Source organism: Tardiphaga sp. GW822-FHT04G09 (genome assembly GCF_058800725.1).
Genome location: NZ_JBXAMO010000015.1, coordinates 1 through 18,256 on the forward strand (window position 1 = coordinate 1; position 18,256 = coordinate 18,256).

20 protein-coding genes are annotated in these 18,256 nt (G+C 62.7%); 12 read left to right on the forward strand and 8 right to left on the reverse strand.

What is annotated here, in order from left to right; genetic code table 11:
* Positions 1 to 178 precede the first annotated feature (178 nt).
* The 4 genes from AC1RLZ_RS21805 to AC1RLZ_RS21820 all read right to left on the reverse strand — a co-directional run bounded on the left by AC1RLZ_RS21805 (position 179) and on the right by AC1RLZ_RS21820 (position 4,404).
* The gene (locus tag AC1RLZ_RS21805; RefSeq protein ID WP_493190292.1) at positions 179 to 1,033 is read right to left on the reverse strand and encodes a TIGR01459 family HAD-type hydrolase; all 855 of its coding nucleotides are present in this window, start codon (positions 1,031 to 1,033) and stop codon (positions 179 to 181) included.
* Positions 1,034 to 1,048: 15 nt separating this feature from the next.
* The gene (locus AC1RLZ_RS21810; protein WP_493190293.1) at positions 1,049 to 2,530 is read right to left on the reverse strand and encodes an EAL domain-containing protein; all 1,482 of its coding nucleotides are present in this window, start codon (positions 2,528 to 2,530) and stop codon (positions 1,049 to 1,051) included.
* 153 nt (positions 2,531 to 2,683) lie between these two features.
* On the reverse strand, positions 2,684 to 3,811 hold the full coding sequence (locus AC1RLZ_RS21815; protein ID WP_493190294.1) for a YihY/virulence factor BrkB family protein: 1,128 nt from the start codon (positions 3,809 to 3,811) through the stop codon (positions 2,684 to 2,686).
* Positions 3,811 to 4,404: a phage holin family protein gene (locus AC1RLZ_RS21820; RefSeq protein WP_371421220.1), complete on the reverse strand. Its 594-nt coding sequence runs from the start codon at positions 4,402 to 4,404 to the stop codon at positions 3,811 to 3,813. The genes AC1RLZ_RS21815 and AC1RLZ_RS21820 overlap by 1 nt, the downstream gene beginning before the upstream one ends.
* A gap of 167 nt (positions 4,405 to 4,571) precedes the next feature.
* On the opposite strand from AC1RLZ_RS21820, the gene hisS reads away from it, so the two are divergent.
* The gene (gene hisS, locus AC1RLZ_RS21825) at positions 4,572 to 6,065 is read left to right on the forward strand and encodes a histidine--tRNA ligase (protein ID WP_493190295.1); all 1,494 of its coding nucleotides are present in this window, start codon (positions 4,572 to 4,574) and stop codon (positions 6,063 to 6,065) included.
* 15 nt (positions 6,066 to 6,080) lie between these two features.
* Positions 6,081 to 6,317, forward strand: coding sequence for a tautomerase family protein (locus AC1RLZ_RS21830; RefSeq protein WP_371421218.1), 237 nt, complete (start codon positions 6,081 to 6,083; stop codon positions 6,315 to 6,317).
* Between the two features lie 4 nt (positions 6,318 to 6,321).
* Here the strand turns inward: AC1RLZ_RS21830 and AC1RLZ_RS21835 are convergent, their stop codons facing one another.
* The 3 genes from AC1RLZ_RS21835 to AC1RLZ_RS21845 form a co-directional block, all read right to left on the reverse strand.
* Entirely contained in the window at positions 6,322 to 7,113 is a 792-nt protein-coding gene (locus AC1RLZ_RS21835) for a thioesterase family protein (RefSeq protein WP_493190296.1), read from the reverse strand.
* Positions 7,114 to 7,224: 111 nt separating this feature from the next.
* The gene (locus AC1RLZ_RS21840) at positions 7,225 to 7,764 is read right to left on the reverse strand and encodes a DUF3617 domain-containing protein (protein WP_493190396.1); all 540 of its coding nucleotides are present in this window, start codon (positions 7,762 to 7,764) and stop codon (positions 7,225 to 7,227) included.
* Between the two features lie 70 nt (positions 7,765 to 7,834).
* Complete coding sequence (locus AC1RLZ_RS21845; RefSeq protein ID WP_493190297.1) at positions 7,835 to 8,128, reverse strand: hypothetical protein; 294 nt, start codon at positions 8,126 to 8,128, stop codon at positions 7,835 to 7,837.
* Between the two features lie 167 nt (positions 8,129 to 8,295).
* On the opposite strand from AC1RLZ_RS21845, the gene AC1RLZ_RS21850 reads away from it, so the two are divergent.
* The 4 genes from AC1RLZ_RS21850 (at position 8,296) to AC1RLZ_RS21865 (ending at position 10,974) form a co-directional block, all read left to right on the forward strand.
* Positions 8,296 to 8,766: a hypothetical protein gene (locus tag AC1RLZ_RS21850; RefSeq protein WP_493190298.1), complete on the forward strand. Its 471-nt coding sequence runs from the start codon at positions 8,296 to 8,298 to the stop codon at positions 8,764 to 8,766.
* A gap of 86 nt (positions 8,767 to 8,852) precedes the next feature.
* Positions 8,853 to 9,539 (forward strand): ribonuclease T2 family protein, encoded by a 687-nt coding sequence (locus AC1RLZ_RS21855; protein WP_371421214.1) that lies wholly within the window; start codon positions 8,853 to 8,855, stop codon positions 9,537 to 9,539.
* A gap of 105 nt (positions 9,540 to 9,644) precedes the next feature.
* Positions 9,645 to 10,505, forward strand: a complete 861-nt coding sequence (locus AC1RLZ_RS21860) for a 23S rRNA (adenine(2030)-N(6))-methyltransferase RlmJ (RefSeq protein WP_493190299.1) — start codon at positions 9,645 to 9,647, stop codon at positions 10,503 to 10,505.
* Between the two features lie 253 nt (positions 10,506 to 10,758).
* Entirely contained in the window at positions 10,759 to 10,974 is a 216-nt protein-coding gene (locus tag AC1RLZ_RS21865) for a cold-shock protein (protein WP_068731145.1), read from the forward strand.
* 120 nt (positions 10,975 to 11,094) lie between these two features.
* On the opposite strand, the gene AC1RLZ_RS21870 is transcribed toward AC1RLZ_RS21865, so the two are convergent.
* Entirely contained in the window at positions 11,095 to 11,715 is a 621-nt protein-coding gene (locus AC1RLZ_RS21870; protein WP_493190300.1) for an outer membrane protein, read from the reverse strand.
* 319 nt (positions 11,716 to 12,034) lie between these two features.
* Here AC1RLZ_RS21870 and uvrC point away from each other — a divergent pair, with 319 nt between their 5' ends.
* The 6 genes from uvrC (at position 12,035) to AC1RLZ_RS21900 (ending at position 18,203) form a co-directional block, all read left to right on the forward strand.
* Positions 12,035 to 14,128 carry an excinuclease ABC subunit UvrC gene (gene uvrC / locus AC1RLZ_RS21875; RefSeq protein ID WP_493190301.1) on the forward strand — a complete coding sequence of 698 codons (2,094 nt, stop codon included), beginning with the start codon at positions 12,035 to 12,037 and terminating at the stop codon, positions 14,126 to 14,128.
* A 134-nt stretch (positions 14,129 to 14,262) separates the two neighbouring features.
* Positions 14,263 to 14,874 carry a CDP-diacylglycerol--glycerol-3-phosphate 3-phosphatidyltransferase gene (pgsA, locus tag AC1RLZ_RS21880; RefSeq protein WP_089261825.1) on the forward strand — a complete coding sequence of 204 codons (612 nt, stop codon included), beginning with the start codon at positions 14,263 to 14,265 and terminating at the stop codon, positions 14,872 to 14,874.
* Positions 14,871 to 15,122 (forward strand): molybdopterin converting factor subunit 1, encoded by a 252-nt coding sequence (gene moaD, locus AC1RLZ_RS21885; RefSeq protein WP_493190302.1) that lies wholly within the window; start codon positions 14,871 to 14,873, stop codon positions 15,120 to 15,122. Before pgsA ends, moaD begins: the two co-directional genes overlap by 4 nt.
* A gap of 25 nt (positions 15,123 to 15,147) precedes the next feature.
* Positions 15,148 to 15,624, forward strand: a complete 477-nt coding sequence (locus AC1RLZ_RS21890; protein ID WP_493190303.1) for a molybdenum cofactor biosynthesis protein MoaE — start codon at positions 15,148 to 15,150, stop codon at positions 15,622 to 15,624.
* Positions 15,624 to 16,661, forward strand: a complete 1,038-nt coding sequence (prmB, locus tag AC1RLZ_RS21895) for a 50S ribosomal protein L3 N(5)-glutamine methyltransferase (protein WP_493190304.1) — start codon at positions 15,624 to 15,626, stop codon at positions 16,659 to 16,661. The genes AC1RLZ_RS21890 and prmB overlap by 1 nt, the downstream gene beginning before the upstream one ends.
* 144 nt (positions 16,662 to 16,805) lie before the next feature.
* On the forward strand, positions 16,806 to 18,203 hold the full coding sequence (locus tag AC1RLZ_RS21900) for an MATE family efflux transporter (RefSeq protein ID WP_493190305.1): 1,398 nt from the start codon (positions 16,806 to 16,808) through the stop codon (positions 18,201 to 18,203).
* Positions 18,204 to 18,256 lie beyond the last annotated feature (53 nt).

The following is an 18,256-nucleotide window of genomic DNA, read 5'->3' on the forward strand; positions in this document are numbered from 1 at the left end:
GGCCACCCGGGCTGGGCCATTCCTCACGGAACGAGGCCACTATAGCGCAACACGCTAATACAAGGATGGGTAGAGCGGAGGCGCATCGCCCCGGAGCGAAACCCATCAACTGCAAACCGTTCGAAGACGGGTTTCGCGAAGACGCTCACCCCATCCTACGATCGCGCCTTACCTCAGCTCACCACTTCAATTCACGCATCAGCGCCTTCGGCGGATGGCCGAACAGTTCCTTCACTTCCGCGGCGCCCATCTGTTCGATGCCTTCGAAGTCCCCGGCATGGATGCCGCGGGTAACGAACAGCAGGTCGATGCCATAGGCATGGGCGCCGGTGAGATCGGTGCGCACGGAATCGCCGATCGCCAGCACGCGATCCAGCGCGGTGTCCTTGCCGCGCTTTGCTTTCGCCAGCGCCATGGCCTGATCGTAAATCGGCCGATGCGGTTTGCCGTAGAAGATCACCTCGCCGCCCATCTCGCGATAGAGCTCGGCGACCGCGCCGGCGCAATAGATCAGGCGGTCGCCGCGTTCGACGATGATGTCCGGATTGGCACAAACCAGCGTCAGTTTGCGCGCCAGCGCCTGGTTCATCATATCGCGATAATCGTCGGCGGATTCGGTTTCGTCGTCGAACAGTCCGCTGCAGACGATGTAGTCCGCCTGTTCTAGCGGTACCAGCTTCACATCGAGGCCGCGATGGATCGAGCTGTCGCGGTCCGGTCCGATCAGATACATCGCCTGACCCGGTCGGCCGGCGACGAAATTGCGGGTCAGGTCGCCGGACGACACGATCGCATCATAGACGTCGTCGGCGACGCCGAGCTTGCGCAGTTGCCGTTGCACGGAATCCGCCGGCCGCGGCGCGTTGGTGATCAGGATCACCGTGCCGCCCTGGGCGCGGAACGTATGCAGTGCCTCGCAGGCTTCGGGGAAAGATTCGAGACCGTTATGGACGACGCCCCAGATGTCGCTGAGGACGACATCGACATGTCCGGTGAGGTCGCGCAAGCGCTCGACGAAACGCAGTGTGGTCATTGGATTGAGTGCCGATCAGTTCGGGCCGGTGGCGCGGCGCGCCAGCGCGGCATTGCCGGTGGAGCGCGGCGGCTCAGGCCGCGCAGGCGTGCTTGGTGCAGATCTCGCTGGGCCATTGGGGTCCGTGGGCGCCTTGGCAGGTTCCTTCGCAGGTTCCTTGGCGAGTTCCTTGGCGGGAGGATTTGACGCACCGCCATGGGCCGGAGTTTCCGGCCTGAGCGGGCGGGGCGCCGCGAAAAGGAAGCCTTGCCCGAACCGGACGTCGAAGTCGAGCAGGTCCACCACGGCCCGTTCGCCCTCGATCCGCTCGGCGATCAGGTCGATCCCGAAGCGGCCGAGCAGGTCGGAGAGATCGGCGGGGTGAATGTCGGAATTCGAGCTGTGTTTGGGGTCCAGCAACAGCGACGCCGGGACCTTGATGAAGCGCACCCCGCGATCGGCGAGGTCGCGCGGCTCGATCCGCAGATCCGTGACATGATCGATGGAGAAACGATAGCCGCGCTGCGCGAGGGCGGCGAGGTGTTCGCTCTCGATCGGGCCGAGATTGCGGAACGCGCTCTGCTTGAATTCCAGCACGAAGGACGGCGCCAGCGCGCGGTTGGCTTCGAGGAAGTCGATGCATTGTGCGAAGGTCTCGGCATTGGCCAGCGTGGTGCCGGCCATGTTGCAGAACACGCCGACATCCTTGTTGCGCACCATCAGACGGCGCAGCACCTGCATGCAGCGCAGCAGCACCATGTGATCGATCTGGCCCATCAGGCCGGCCGCTTCCGCCGGGCCGATGAACTCGTCGGCGGTGATCACCTGATCCTTGTCGTCGCGCAGCCGCGTCATCGCCTCGTAGAAGCGTACCTTGCGCTGCGGCAGCGTGACCATCGGCTGCAGATAGATGTCGATGCGGTTGTCGGCGATGGCATTCTTCACCACGGCGGTGAACTGTGCATCGCTGCGCGACGGCGCTGCTTCAGGCCTGACGACGATCACGGGCGCGGTCGGCGTCACGGTGTCTTTGACGGCGAGCGGAACATCAGCAACGGCCACGGCCTTGACCGGCGATGGCGGCGCGCTCGCCGCCGAAACCGTCGCCGGCATCGCGGTCAGCATGTCCTCATGGCTGGCGACCGACGTCGCCAGCTGTTTCACCAGCGCGCCTAATTCGCCGATCTCGCCGACGACAGTCTGGATGCGCTCCTGATTGGCGGAACTGGCTGACGCGATCTTGCTTTCGACCAAAGCGAGGCGGCGGCCGAATTCGGCAACCTGCCGGGCGAGATCGGCGGTGCCGCGCGACAGGTCGGTGATCTGGCCGGTGGATTCGTTGCGGTCTTTGATCCGCATCGACACGGCGTTGTAGAGAATCATGACGGTGAGCGTGGCCAGCGCGACGATGGCGGACTCATAGCCGCTGACGCCGGCGATCGCATACAGCACCATGCCAAGCGATGCCGCGACCAGCATCATGCAGATGCCAACGAAAATCGTGGAGATGCGGATCATAACGCGCGCAACATCCTCAAACCCAAACTCCTGCACGGCATGACGGGGTCCAGCCGCGAGCGCTACTTGCGCCTTAAGTGTCCGGCCAAGCTTAGCATTATTGTTGATTCGGAAAGCAGGGCTCGGGGAACTTGCCCACCGGTGCTTTTGCCCTCAGGCGCTGGCGCGGCCAAGCGTATCGGCCATGGCGGCACCGCGCGCGCCCATCGGCCGGCCCGGCCCGACGGTGGTATCCACGGCCGTCTGGTGCTCGATCTCGGAATTCAGCTCGGCCCCGCACAGCACGATGATCGCTGACATCCACATCCACATCATCAGGCCGATGGCGGCGCCGAGAGAGCCGTAAGTGGCGCTGTAATTGCCGAAATTGGACAGGTACCAGGACAGCAGCGCTGAGCCGGCGAGCCAGAGCAGGGTGGCGGCGAGGGTGCCGATGCTGAGCCATTCCCAGCGCGCGCCCGGGCGGCTCGGGCCGAACCGGTAGAGAATACCGAGCGCCAGCATGACCACCAGCAACAGCAGCGGCCAGCGGGCGAGGCTGATGATCATCTTGCTGTCGGCCGCGAGACCGATCTTGTCCAGCGTCAGCGGCAGCGCGACGACCGCGCTGACCATCAGCAGCAGGGTCGCGATGGCGCCGGTGGTGAAGGCGAGCGACAGCAGGTTGAGCCTGATGAAGCTGCGCTTCTCGCGCTCGCCATAGACGACATTGAGCGCATCGATCACGGCCTTCACCCCGGCATTGGCGCTCCACAGCGCCAGCGCAAGGCCGAACAGGAAAGCAAGGCCGAGCTTGGCCTGCCCGTTGGCGAGCACGCGCGCGATCTGGTCCTGCACAATCTGGAACGAGCCATCCGGCAGCATCAGCGCCAGTGTTTGCAGATTGTCTGAGATTGTTGAAGCATCGGCGAACAGGCCGTAGCAGGAGACCAGTGCCGTGATCGCCGGAAATACGGCGAGGAGACCGAAGAACACCACGCCTGCGGCAATCGCCAGCAGCCGGTCGTCGTTGATCTGCTCATAGGTGCGCCACAGCACATCCTTCCAGCCCGTCCATGGGATCTGCAGCGGGCTGGAAGAAAGACGACCGCGGCCGGGCTGTGCGAGTTCGCGTGTGAACGTCGCCGGTGGCGGGACATCGGTGTCGCCGATCGGTTCCGGCTCATCGGCAACGGATTTCTCGGCTGTGCGCGTGGAGAGAAAGCTCTGCAAGGCGAGCACGGCAAAGATGGTCGCTGCCACCAGCAGCAGACTGTCCGTGTCGGATCGGCGGACGGCCATCAGGCGTTCGCTTTGCTCGCGGGTCTGCGGGCAGCGGCCGACTGCGCAAGGCTGCGGCGCCTTGCAAGGGCCCAGCCGGCAAGCGTTGCGGCCAGAACGAGGCCGGCTTTGACGGGGCCATTGTTTGGCGCGGGCTGGGCGGAGCGTGTGCTCGGCCTGAATTCGTTGGGTGCAGCCGCACGATGCGGTGCGGCCGATGTGACCTGCTCATGCTTGGCAGGGCTCGCATTGATCGCGACGCGCAGCCGGCTGCCCAGACTCGGAAACTGTTTTGCGGGGCGCTTCAGGCGGCTCGCCGCGAGGATGGCGAAGAGCGCAGCGAGCACCAGCAGCAACCCGCCGGTTGCGCCAAATGCCTGAAACAGGCCGTAGCGCAATTCGACCCAGCGAAACAGCGCGGCGGCGCCGACGAGCAAGGTGGCGATCAGGAAGATGCCGGCGGCGGCGTAAAGCCCGGCAGCAACAGCATAGGACACGGCGATGCCCTGGGTCTGTTCGGTGCGGTCACGGACATAGGACGACGTGGCGCGCTTGACCTGATTGAGCTTGAGCGCCAGCCCTGTTCGCACCAGGGCGCTTGCGAGCGGTGGCATCGTGGAAGCCTCATTCTGCTCCGGCCAGGCTGACCGGCATATGAAAATGAACGGGAAGGCCAGACGAAGGTTCCGCCGCAGCGGCGTGCCGGTTTTGGGCGTCGCCAAGCAAGATTGGCAGCGGCTCCAGTGCTTGCCGGTTCCGGCCGGCGCTGGTACGACGCGCCATGGCTGACAAACCCAAAAAACCCCAGAAACTGCGCGCGCGCCTGCCGCGCGGCCTCGGCGACCGCGGACCGGCAGATATCGCCGCGACACGGCGCATGACCGACACTATCCGCGAGGTCTATGAGCGTTACGGCTTCGAGCCGGTCGAGACCCCGACCATGGAATTCACCGACGCGCTCGGTAAATTCCTGCCTGATCAGGACCGTCCGAACGAGGGCGTGTTCTCGTTCCAGGACGACGATGAACAGTGGATCTCGCTGCGTTACGACCTGACCGCGCCGCTGGCGCGCTATGTCGCCGAACACTGGGACGCGCTGCCGAAGCCGTATCGCAGCTACCGTGCAGGTTACGTCTATCGCAATGAGAAGCCGGGCCCGGGCCGCTTCCGCCAGTTCATGCAGTTCGATGCCGACACGGTCGGCTCCGGCTCGCCAGCCGCGGATGCCGAAATGTGCATGATGGCGGCGGATGCGATGGAAGCGCTCGGCATTCCGCGCGGCAGCTATGTGGTGCGCGTCAACAATCGCAAGGTGCTCGACGGCGTGATGGAGAGCATCGGCCTCGGCGGTGACGACAATGCCGGGCGACGGCTCACCGTGCTGCGCGCTATCGACAAGATGGACAAGTTTCCGGTTGATGAGATCAAGAAGCTGCTCGGTCCTGGCCGCTGGGATGGCGGCGAGGAAGGCAAGGGTGACTTCACCAAGGGCGCTGGTTTGTCGACTGAAGCTTCCGAAATTGTGCTGCGCAGCCTTGATGCTGAAACGGCGCAGGATGAACTCGCAAAGTCCGATGCTTACAGGCAGGGGCGCGCCGAGCTCGACGAGATCGCAAAATTGATCAGCGCAGCGGGCTATGGTGCGGATCGTATCAAGATCGATCCGTCTGTTGTCCGCGGCCTCGAATACTACACCGGCCCGGTCTATGAAGTTGAGCTTCTGCTGGAAGCCAAGGACGAGAAGGGCCGCCCCGTGCGCTTCGGTTCGGTCGGCGGCGGTGGTCGCTATGACGGACTTGTCTCGCGTTTCCGTGGCGAACTGGTGCCGGCGACCGGCTTCTCGATCGGCGTGTCGCGTCTGCAGGCGGCACTGACGCTGCTCGGCAAGATCGATACCACGCCGGCCTTTGGCCCGGTGGTTGTGACCGTGTTCGATCGCGACCGCGTCGCCGATTATCAGAAGATGGTTGCAAGCCTGCGCAATGCCGGCATCCGCGCCGAACTCTATCTCGGCAATCCCAAGAACATGGGCAACCAGTTGAAATATGCCGACCGGCGCAATTCGCCCTGCGTGATCATTCAGGGCTCCGACGAAAAGGCGACCGGCGAAGTGATGCTGAAGGACCTGATCCTCGGCGCCGGGCTGTCGGATCTGGAAGGCGATCGCGAGGCCTATCTGCAGAAGCAGGCAGAGGCGCAGACCAGGATCGCGGAAAACGATCTCGTGAGCGCAGTCCGCAAGATTCTCGACAAGCACGGCGTGAAGTGGAATTAATCCACGCGCCAACAATTGGTAGAGCAACGGGAGACATCAATGCCTGAGATCACGATCAACCTGGCCGCCGGCCGCACCGACGAGCAGAAGAAGGGCATGATGCTCGACATCACCCAGGCGCTGGTGAAGAACCTCGGCGTCGATGCCGAAGCCGTCACGATCCAGATCAACGAAGCGCAGCACAACAACAAGATGAAGGGTGGCAAGACCTTCATCGAGCGCTATGCCGCAGCTGCTGCGGCAAAGAAGTAAGCCTCTATCCAAACACTGCAATATTCTGACGGCTGGCCATGATCGGCCGGCCGTTTCGATTCCAAAGCGTCATCGCCTGGCTGGAATAACCATGGGCGATCTGTTCGGCGACGTTGTGGATCAGCCACCAGCCGTCGTCGGTGGCGATCTCGTCGGTGAGCATGTCGATCGACCAGGTCATGGTTGAGATCGGCGATGGTGCAGTTGAGCGCGCGGACGCAGCCGGTGGCGGTGCATCGGCCAATGCGAGCAGCGGGACCAGCGAAGGTCGGATGCCTTGTTCGCGAAGCCGCAGCCACAGCATCATTTGCGGATCCTCACTGCCGCTGAACGGTGGCGATCCGCTTACGAAGCGGCCTTCGAGATGTTGCACGAAGCTCAGGGCTGGTGGCGCGCTGCGGAAGAAGTCCGGGCAGGTCTCGGGCGCCTTCAAATCCGGTTTGCCGATCGCAACATGCGAAAATGCCGATTCGCGTGCAGCGCCAAAACAGAACATGGCGCGGGTCGCGAGCCCGGCGTCGCCGACAAGATCGACGCTGGCGAACAGGGTCGATTTGCCCTTGCGCAGCACGTTCGGTTTCAACTGCAATTGACCGGAGGCGGGGCCGATAAAGGCGATCTGTGCCGAACGCAGCGGCGGCACGTCGCCGAATTCGTTCAGCGCGGCCTGCATGCACAGGGCTGCTGCGAGGCCGCCATAGACGGTGCGGCCCTGCAGCCAGTCTTCGCTGACGCCAACGGCCCAGCCATCGCCGGACTTGGCCATGCCGGCCATCAATGCTGTGAATTCGGTCATTGCGCGATCCTGTGTTTCCTGTCGCTGGCGTCATGGCGCGCCATTGGGATGATTAGCATCATCTATAGCGATCATCGCGGCGATGGGAAGCGTCCGGCAGCGGCTATGCCGTTACCTGGATCGCATGCCCTTCATCTTCTCCATGTCCTTGACATTCATCTTCATGCCGCCAGGCATCATGATGTCGCCGGGCTTCTGGTCCGGCTTGCAGGCGCCGAGCCATCTCGCCTCCAGCTGCGTGGTGCTGTCGCCCGCATTGGCCTTGGCGCCGCCCGAACTTTGCGACGTGATCTTCATCGTATAGGCGGAATTGAAATCGCCGGTGATCTCGGCGTGCGACGTGCTGGTGGTGCCGCCGATGTTGCAGACCGAATCCGTGACATAGCCGGTGGCGGTCTTCTTCATTTCGTTCTTCGAACACATGTCCTTTGCCATCGGCGAGAAGGTGGTGTTCATGACCTTGTCGGTGGTCTCATCGGTGCAGTGCTGCATGGTCATGCCGGGCATTCCGGCACTGCCTTGCATCTTCATTTCCCAAAGCCCGGCCTTGCGTGCCGGCAACTCGATGGGATCGGCGATGGCGGACATGGTCCACAGCACCGCCGCTGCGCTCAAGACTGGAACATTCAACAATGAAAAACAGCGTCTCATCATGCCTGGTTCTCCCCAAGCCGATGAGACGCCGTATCACGCCAAAAGGTTCAGTCGCGAACGGAGAAGCTCAGTAGCGAACGCGCAACGGGCGGTCCGAGGCGCCGTAGGGCACCCAGCGGCAGGCGAACGAGACGTAGGCGCCATATTCCTGCGGTGTGCTCAGGAATTTCACGACCTTGCCGTAACGCGCGCAATGGTCGATCGCCAGGGCGCGAATATCGGTCTGGCTGATCAGGGATGTGGAGATGATGCCGCCGGTGTCATTGCCCTTGAATGGCGGCACCCAGTCGGCCTGGGCCGCGCTGCTCACGATCGCACCGCTCAGGCCTGCAGCCAAAATCGCCAACCGAATCATTCGCATTACCGTCTCCATCGTCGTTGCGGGCACCTTAGAGGGCATCGGCGACGCTGAAAAGAACGCCGGTGTGGTTCTGACGGAGTTGTGCGCAGGGTGTTGCCGTGCTGCACTTGACCCTGCACGGGCTTCGCGGCACGTTCCGGGAACAATCATCAGACGGCGGATTCCCCATGCGCGACCTCATCTCATCCTGGAAGAAAGCCGCCCTGGCTGCCGTTGCCGGCGCCGTTCTCGGGCTTATGACCCTGGCTCCGGGCGCACAGGCTGCGAACCCGCTCGAGCTGAACTTCTGGCTGTCCGGGCCGAACTACGAGGGCCGTCTGGCGGATTGCGAAGCCGGTCTCTCGACGATTTCGTCCCAGTTCCAGGACAAGGAAAGCACCTTCTGGAATTCGGCGCTGCAGATCACCGGCTTCAGCCGCGTCCATGAGACGGCCTTCCGCCCCTGGACCTCCGACAATATTCCGCGCCGCTACTGCACCGCCGACGCGATGCTGACCGATGGCAAGACGCGCCAGGTGCACTACTCGATCGTCGAGGACGGCGGCTTTGCCGGTTACGGCCAGGGCGTGGAATGGTGTGTCGTCGGTCTCGACCGCGACTGGTCCTATAACCCGCGTTGCCGGGCCGCGAAGCACTAAGCTTCGTTTGCGGATCCAACCCATTTTGTTCTTGAATTGTTCTTGATGCCTGATTAGGTTTGCCCTTCTCAGGGGTGGGGCGCGTCATGTTTCAGGCATTTAGACTGGTCATTTCACTCGGGTTTTTGGCGCTCGCGGCGCTAAGCGTCGATCCGGCCTCCGCCCAGGACCGCCGGCAGAATGCGCCCGGCGAATTCGATTTCTACGTGCTGTCGCTGTCATGGTCGCCGAGTTTCTGCGAGGCGGCTCAGGAGCGCGGCGGCAACAACCGCTCGGCCCAGATGCAATGCGGCGGCCGGCCTTACTCTTTCGTGGTTCATGGCCTGTGGCCGCAATACGACCGTGGCTTCCCGAATTATTGCGAGCGTCCATCGCCCCGGCTGGCGCGCAATATCATGACATCCATGCTCGACCTGATGCCGGCGCCCGGCCTGATCTTCAATGAATGGGACAAGCACGGCACCTGCTCCGGCCTCGGTCAGCGCGGCTATTTCGAAGCCATCCGCAAGGCGCGCGCCGGCGTCAAAATTCCCGACGAATTTCTCGATCTGCAGCAGACCAAGACAATTTCGCCGGACGCTATCGAGGAAGCCTTCATCAAGGTCAATCCGGGCCTCAGCAATTCGGCCATCGCCGTGACCTGCGATCGTAACCGCCTGAGCGAGGTCCGGGTCTGCATGAGCAAGGATCTCCAGTTCCGCGCCTGCGAGGAGATCGATCGCCGCGCCTGCCGCCGCGATCAGGTGGTGATGCCGCCGATGCGGGGCGGCTAGCCGGCGCGGATTCCGCAGAAGTGGCTACCGTTTTTGCGGCCGGAATACGCACGAATCAACGTCTAAGCTTTTGCGGTGTGAGCCATCGTAGCGTACTGCTGGCGCATGAATTATCGCCACGCCTTCCACGCCGGCAACTTTGCCGACGTCATCAAGCATATCGTGCTGGTCCGCATCCTGACCCATCTGCAGGAGAAGCCGGCGCCGTTCCGCGTCATCGACAGCCACGCCGGCGCCGGACTCTATGACCTGACCGGCGACGAAGCCACGCGGTCCGGTGAATGGACGACCGGTATCGCGCGCGCCCTGCAGGCCCGGTTCAGCGAAGCCAGTGCGCCGCTGGTCGCGCCCTATCTCGACATCGTCCGTTCGTTCAATGCGCCGCGCGAGCTCAAGGCCTATCCCGGCTCGCCGCTGATTGCGCGCGCCTTGATGCGGCCCCAGGACAGTATGGTCTGCTGCGAAGTCGAGCCGCAGGCGCGCAAGAAGCTCATTTCATCCTTGCGCAGGGACGAGCAGGCGCGCGTGGTCGATATCGACGGCTGGGTCGGTCTGCCGGCCTTCTTGCCGCCGAAGGAGCGCCGCGGCGTGGTGCTGATTGACCCGCCCTATGAGGACAAGAAAGAGTTCGCACGGCTGGCGGCGACTTTCGAACAGATCTACGCCAAATGGGCGACCGGCATTTATGTGATGTGGTATCCGGCCAAAAGCCGCCGCGCCACCGATGACCTTGCGCAGCACGTCGCGGCGACAGCTGCTGCATCTGCCACGCCCGGTAAATGTCTGCGCCTCGAATTCAGCGTTGCACCGCAAACGGCGGATGGTCCGCTGACCTCGACCGGTCTGCTGATCGTCAATCCGCCGTGGAAGCTTGCCGCCGAGCTCAAGGAAATCCTGCCGCAGCTCGAAAAGCCCCTCGGTCTTGGCGGCGCCGGACGCTTCAGACTCGAAACGGCCAAGCCCTGACGTCGCAGGCTCTGCGCCGAACTACGCAAACTCCGACTATCAAACGGCACCACCAAAAACGGTAGTCAATCCCGGCGTAACCGTATTAAGCTGGTGGCATTGTGACTGGCTTTACGTTCCGCTTCCGCGAATGGTAGCGGCGGAGTGACGTGGCCCAAAGCGATATTGAAACGAGGCCTAGCTTCCGTGGAGTGAATGTCCGGTCGGTCGCGGTGTCCAAGCGCCGTGGCGGAGCATTGCGGGGAGGGACCCGATGGGCATGAGCGGTACGGTCAAGTTTTTCAATGGCGAGCGTGGTTACGGCTTCATCAAGCCGGACGATGGCGGGCGGGACGTGTTTGTGCACATCACCGCGGTCGAACGCGCCGGCCTGAAGGACCTGATCGAAGGGCAGCGGATCACCTTCGAGGTCGAGCCCGACAAGAAGGGCAAGGGCCCCAAAGCGGTCAATCTGGTCATCACAGGATAGCGACGGATCCAGCCTGTGCGTGTTGCCATAAAAAATCCCGGCCGCAGTGCGGCCGGGAGTGGATGGCAATGGTTTCTTGTACCTGGAGGAGATCCGGACGCGAGGCGTCCGGAGCCAAGCTTAGAAGTGGTAGTTCACGCCGATGCGCACGGTGCCGAAGCTGAGCGCGCTGTCGGTGCCGGTGAGCGTGTAGGTGTTCTTGGACAGATCGACATAGAGATATTCGATCTTGGCAGTCCAGTTCTGGTAGATGCCGACTTCGGCGCCGACGCCGGCGGTCCAGCCGACCGAGGTTTGGGACTGCTGCAGGCCGCTCTGCTCGGCCTGCAGGCTGCCGAAGGAGAGACCGGCGGTGCCGTAGAGCAGCACGTTGTTGAAGGCATAGCCGATGCGGCCGCGCGCGGTGCCGAACCAGGGATTCGAGAACTTGTAGGTAGCGAAGCGGTCATCCGCGCCGGTGCCCTGCAGATCGCCTTCGAGACCGAACACGATGTTGCCGCTCTGCCAGTTGTAACCGCCGGTGACGCCGCCGGCGATGCCCGAGGGCTTCGCGCCGCTGTTGGAGACGCTGCCCCATTCGTAACCGAGATTGGCGCCCAGATACGGGCCGGCCCAGCTATAGGCGTTGAGCGGCTGGGCGACCGTATAGGGCGCGCGCGACCGGTAAGGCATGTCCGCCGCATGTGCTGTTGTCGCACCTGCAGCCACGAGGGCGACTGCCGCGAACGCAAACTTACTCATCTCAACTCTCCAAAATACGCGTTACTGCCGGCCCATGAGAGCGCGCTCGGGATCTGCCGAACGAAGTCTTAGGGTTACGGAATTCCATCATTGATCGAGACGATTTATCGAGAGTTTTAGATTAAGCGGTCCTTAACGGCCCTCAGCGCCGCCGTATTGGCGTTAAAAGAGTCTTACTTTTGGCAATTCGCGAATTTCCCGGGGCGGGCGGCCAAAATCCGGTGGCTGGCTGCAAAGACCACGGAAACCGGCTGTTGCTTGGGCATTTCGGGGCGCCCGGATGCTGGCGATGGTCCGCCGCAGCGCCTAAATTGGGCTCATGATTCAAGACCCCACCGAGCCGCTGCACGAGACGTCGCCCGAACCCGCGGCAGAGTCAGACACCGATGGCCATGGTTCCGGGCAGGACATCCCTTCCACCCTGCAGGCACCACCGGATCTCGAGCCGGAACCCGCGGGGGCCGACGAGGAGGAAGATGGCGCGCTCCCGGATACCGGCGACGACGATCTCGGCGAAGCGATCGCTGAAGGTCCGCTGGCGCTCGGCCGCGCGGCGATCGAACATGCGGTGCGTCACGCCCCGACCTCGCCCGGCGTCTACCGGATGCTGAATGCGGCCAATGATGTGCTGTATGTCGGCAAGGCCAAGAACGTGAAGAAGCGGCTGTCGTCCTATGCAAGGCCGACCGGGCAGGTAATGCGCATCGCACGCATGATCGCGGCCACGGTGGTGGTGGAGATCATCTCGACCGCAACCGAGACCGAGGCGCTGCTGCTTGAGGCCAATCTCATCAAGCAGCTGCGCCCGCGCTTCAACGTGCAGCTCCGCGACGACAAGTCCTTTCCGTATATTCTGATCACGGGCGATCACTGGGCCCCCCAGATTCTGAAGCATCGTGGCGCGCAGTCGCGGCCCGGCCGCTATTTCGGTCCATTCGCGTCGGTGGGCGCGGTCAACCGCACCATCACGGCACTGCAGCGCGCATTCCTGGTGCGGTCGTGCACGGATTCATTTTTCGAGAGCCGCACACGTCCGTGTCTGCTGTATCAAATCCGCCGCTGCTCCGGTCCTTGCACCGGCGAGATCGATTTTCCCGGCTATACCGAACTGGTGCGTGAGGCGAAGGACTTCCTGTCCGGCCGCAGCCGCGCGGTGAAGCAGCTATTGGCCGGCGAAATGGAGAAAGCGTCGGAGGAGCTCGCCTTCGAGCGCGCCGCGCTGTATCGCGACCGCCTTGCAGCCCTGTCTGCCATTCAGTCGCAGCAGGGCATCAATCCGCGCACCGTGGAAGAGGCCGACGTCTTCGCCATCCATCAGGAGGGCGGCTATTCCTGCGTCGAGGTGTTCTTCTTCCGAACCGGCCAGAACTGGGGCAACCGCGCCTATTTCCCCAAGGCCGAGAAATCATACACGCCGGAGGAAGTGCTCGGCTCGTTCCTGGCGCAGTTCTACGAGGACAAGCCGCCGCCGAAGATGGTGCTGCTGTCGCATGCCATCGAGGAAAGCGAATTGCTGGCCAGCGCGCTTAGCGTCAAGGCAGGCTTCAAAGTCGAGGTGCTGACACCGCAGCGCGGCGAAAAGAAAGAGCTGGTCATCCACGCGCTGACCAATGCCCGCGAGGCGCTCGGCCGCAAACTCGCCGACACGGCGACGCAGACGCGTCTGCTGGAAGGCATGTCGAAGATGGCGGGCATGTCGACGGTGCCGAAGCGCGTCGAAGTCTATGACAACAGCCATATCCAGGGCACCAATGCGGTCGGCGCGATGATCGTGGCGGGACCGGACGGCTTCATCAAGAACCAGTACCGCAAGTTCAACATCAAGTCCGAAGGGCTCACGCCCGGCGACGACTACGGGATGATGAAGGAGGTGCTGCAGCGTCGTTTCAAGCGGCTGCTGGCGCCGCCGGTCGAGGGCGAGGTGGTCAAGCCGAAAGACGATGACGTGCCGCTCTGGCCGGATCTGGTCATCATCGATGGCGGCCGCGGCCAGCTCAATGCGGTCAAGGAGATCTTCGACGAGCTGAAACTGACCCATGTGACCCTGATGGCGGTGGCCAAGGGGCCGGATCGTGACGCTGGCCGCGAGACCATGTTCATTCCCGGCCGCGAGGCTATCAAGCTGGAGCCGCGTGATCCCGTGCTGTATTTCATCCAGCGGCTGCGCGACGAGGCGCATCGGTTCGTCATTGGATCGCACCGCACACTGCGCAAGAAGGATATCCGCGAAGCCGGATTGCAGGAAATTCCGGGGATCGGCCCAACCCGCAAGCGGGCACTCCTGCACCATTTCGGAACGTTAAAAGAGATCGAGCGAGCCTCCGTAGGCGACCTCGGCAAGGTTCCTGGCATCTCGGCGGAGAGCGCCCGCAAGATTTTCGACTTTTTCCACGCCCAGCCGGGGACCAGGTGACCGGCCAGCTAACCGCCAAGATGAACGAGACGTAATCTGGCTGTCGCATGCCCCGGGACAGTTTTGCGGTAAACTAAGCCGCTCCAGCTTCTCTGGCGGTTGACCTCTGCGCTCTGGCAGTATTGGTAAGACGGATGACAGTGACCACGAGACGGGCCGCGAACTCCGCGATGTCCCTGCCAAATATCCTGACCATGGCCCGCATTGCCGCCATTCCGGTGGTGGTCGGCTGCATCTATTCGCAGTCGATCATGGATGGCCCGTTATGGCTGCGCTGGGTCGCGCTGGCCGTCTTTATCGGCGCTGCGGTCACGGATTTTCTCGATGGCTATTACGCCCGGATCTGGAATCAGCAGTCGGCCTTCGGCCGGATGCTTGATCCGATCGCCGACAAGCTGCTGGTGGCATCTTGCCTGTTGATGCTGGCGGCTGATGGCATCATCCATGGCTGGACCCTGTGGGCGGCCATCGTGATCCTGTGTCGCGAGATTCTGGTCTCCGGCCTGCGCGAATATCTCGCCGCGCTCCGGGTCAGCGTCCCGGTCTCCAGGGTGGCGAAGTGGAAGACGACGGCCCAGTTGATCGCCATCGGGTTCTTGCTGGCCGGCGAGGCCGGCGATCAGGTGATCCCGATCACGACACAGCTTGGCCTGCTGCTGCTGTGGATTTCCGCGCTCGTCACCATTTATACAGGCTACGACTATTTCCGCGCCGGCATTCATCACCTCATCGCGGAGGATGCATGAAGATCGTCTACTTCGCCTGGGTGCGCGAGCGAATCGGCAAGGCCGAAGAGACGGTCGAGCCGCCGGCAACCGTGCGCACGGTCGGCGATCTGATCGGATGGCTGAGTACGCGCGGCGACGAATATGCCTATGCGTTCGAGACGCCTAAAGTGATCCGTGCCGCTATCGACCATAACCATGTACGGCCCGATACCGTCATCGCTGGCGCACGCGAGATTGCATTCTTCCCGCCGATGACCGGCGGCTGATTTCACCAACGACTGCGTTGACCTCATGACTTCCAACGTGACCATTCGCATCCAGCATGCCGATTTCGACGTTTCCAGCGAAATCGCAGCGCTGACGGCGAGCCGTACCGATATCGGCGCGGTGGTCACGTTCAGCGGCATTTGCCGCAGCCAGGAAAACTCAAGTGAGAGTGGCGATGCGACCACGGCGCTGGAGCTGGAGCACTATCCCGGCATGGCCGAAGCGGAGATCGGGCGTCATGCCGACGAGGCGATGACGCGCTGGCCGCTGACGGGGCTGACGATCGTTCACCGTGTCGGCCGCATTTTGCCCGGCGAGAATATCATGGTGGTGCTGACCGCGTCGGCGCACCGTCAGGCGGCGTTTCAGGCCGCCGAGTTTCTGATGGATTACCTCAAGGCGCATGCTCCGTTCTGGAAGCGCGAGGAAACCGCCGGTGGCAGCAGCTGGATTGCTGCGAAGACCGACGATGACGACGCTGCGGCGCGCTGGGATAAATGATGGCCAGGAAGATTGTGAAAAAGACCGCGAAGAAAGTGGTCAGGAAATCCGCGAGCAAGGCTTCTGCAAAGGCAAAGACCTCGGTGAAGAGGATCGCGACTGCGACCCTGCCGAAGGTGGCGCCGGGCGAACTCGTGACGCTGCTCGATTATGTGCGCTATGCCACCAGCCGCTTCATCGAGGCGAGGCTCGCTTTTGCGCACGGTACGACGGATCCTGTGGCCGAAGCCGCCTTCATCGTCTGCGAAGTCCTGCATCTGCATCCCGACCAGTTCGAGAATTTCGCCATGGCGCGGGTCACTGCGGCCGAAGGCAGGCAGATCCTCGACGTCATTCATCGCCGCGTGACGACGCGCAAACCGGCGGCCTATCTGGTCAACAAGATCTATATGCGTGGCCTGCCGTTCTATGTGGATGAGCGCACCATCGTGCCGCGTTCCTTCATCGGTGAATTGCTGGATTCGCATTTCAGCGGTGACGACGGCGAGGGCGGCTCGCTGATCGACGATCCCATGGAAATCGAAAGCGTGCTGGATCTCTGCACCGGCTCAGGCTGTATCGCGATCCTGGCGAGCCAGTCTTTCCCCAATGCGCAGGTCGATGCCGTTGATCTGTCGCCCGCAGCGCTCGCCGTCGCCATGCGCAACGTCATTGATTACGGGCTCGATGAGCGTTTGACGCTTTACAAGGGCGATCTGTTCGAACCGCTCGGCAACACCCGCTACGATCTCATCATCACCAATCCGCCTTACGTCGATGCGCAGGGCATGGCTGATCTGCCCGACGAATGCCTGGCGGAACCCGCAATGGCCTTCGATGGCGGCAATGACGGGCTCGATATCGTCAGGAAGATCATTGCACAGGCTGGCGATCACCTGAACCCGCATGGCGGTCTGCTCTGCGAAATCGGTCGCGGCCGCGCCAATGTCGATGAAGCCTTTCCCGATCTGCCACTGATCTGGCTGGACACCGAAGACTCCGAAGGCGAGGTGTTCTGGGTGTCCGCTGCTGCGCTGCAAGGTCGCGGCGCCAGCTAGGTCCGGCGTCTGGCCAAACACCCTCGTAGCGTTTATCACGGCATCTTCACGCGCATTTTGATGTGTGAATGTCCGACATCGTTGCCGGACGGATTTTGACGCGACATCCCTTGCAGCCGCGTCACTCAAATCGACAAGGATTCCATGCTGCTGGCTGTCGGTCAGAAGGCTTTGACGCGCGATCTGTGGCTCGCCGAATTGCGGGCGACGCTGGCGCTCGGCTGGCCGCTGGTGCTGACGAATCTGGCGCAGATCGCGCTCACGACGACTGACGTCATCATACTCGGCCGCGTGAGCGCGGAGGCTTTGGCTGCGTCGGCGCTCGGCGTGAATGTCTATCTCGCCATTCTGATATTTGCCATCGGCCTCGTCACGGCGACGTCACCGATGATGGCGGAGGCTATCGGCCGCAAGCTGCATGCGGTGCGCGATGTCCGGCGAACGTTTCGGCAGGGTTTGTGGACGGCGCTGATTGTCTCGGTGCCGGCATGGATTGTTTTCTGGCATACGGAAGCGATCCTGTTGCTATTCGGTCAACAGGTGCAGGCGGCTGCCGATGCGCAGGCATTCATGCATATGCTGCAGTGGGGCTTTCTGCCTGCGCTCGGCTTCATCGTATTGCGCTCCTTCGTCGCCGCTGTGCAGCGCCCGCTCTGGGCACTGGTGGTGACCGGCGCGACCATTCTGTTCAATGCGGCGGCCAACTGGGTGCTAGTATTCGGCCATCTCGGATTTCCGGAGATGGGTTTGCGCGGCTCGGGTCTCGCGACCACTCTGTCGAACGTCTTTCTGTTTGCGGTCTTTGCTCTCGTCGTCGCATGGCATCCGAAGTTTCGGCGCTACCATCTGTTCGGCAACTGGTGGCGCGCCGATTGGCCGCGCCTCGCGAAGCTATGGCGCATCGGCCCGCCAATTGGCGCAACGCTCGCATTCGAAATTACCGTCTTCAATGCGGCGGTGTTCCTGATGGGGCAGTTTGGAACGGCCGCCATTGCGGCGCATGCGATTGCAATCCAGATCGCATCGATCTCCTTCATGGTACCGATGGGACTAAGCCAGGCGGCAACCGTTCGCGTTGGATTGGCCAAAGGCGCCTTGGATCGCGATGGGATCGCGCGGGCTGGGTGGACAGCATTCGGCCTTGCGGTGGCATTCATGGCGTCGATGAGCATGTTGTTGCTGGCTGCGCCGCGGGTCCTGATTGGCGCTTTCATGGATCTGAGCAATCCCGCCAATGCCGTCGTCATCGACACGGCCATGTCGTTTCTGTTTTGCGCGGCGGTGTTCCAGATTGCGGATGGCGCGCAGTCGGTGGCTGCGGGGATGCTGCGCGGATTGCAGGATACGCGCATGCCGATGATCTTTGCCGCATTGGGCTACTGGGGCTTCGGCATGGGACTCAGCCTGCTGTTCGCATTCAAGCTGGGCTTTGGCGGCGTTGGCATCTGGATCGGACTGGCCGCAGGTCTTGCCGTGGTGGCGCCGGTCATGCTCTGGCGCTGGACGAGGCGCGAGCAACTCGGGCTCGTGCCGACGACCTGAGCCAAATAAAAATGCCGCAGCCTCGAAAGGCTGCGGCATTTGTCGTCTCGAAG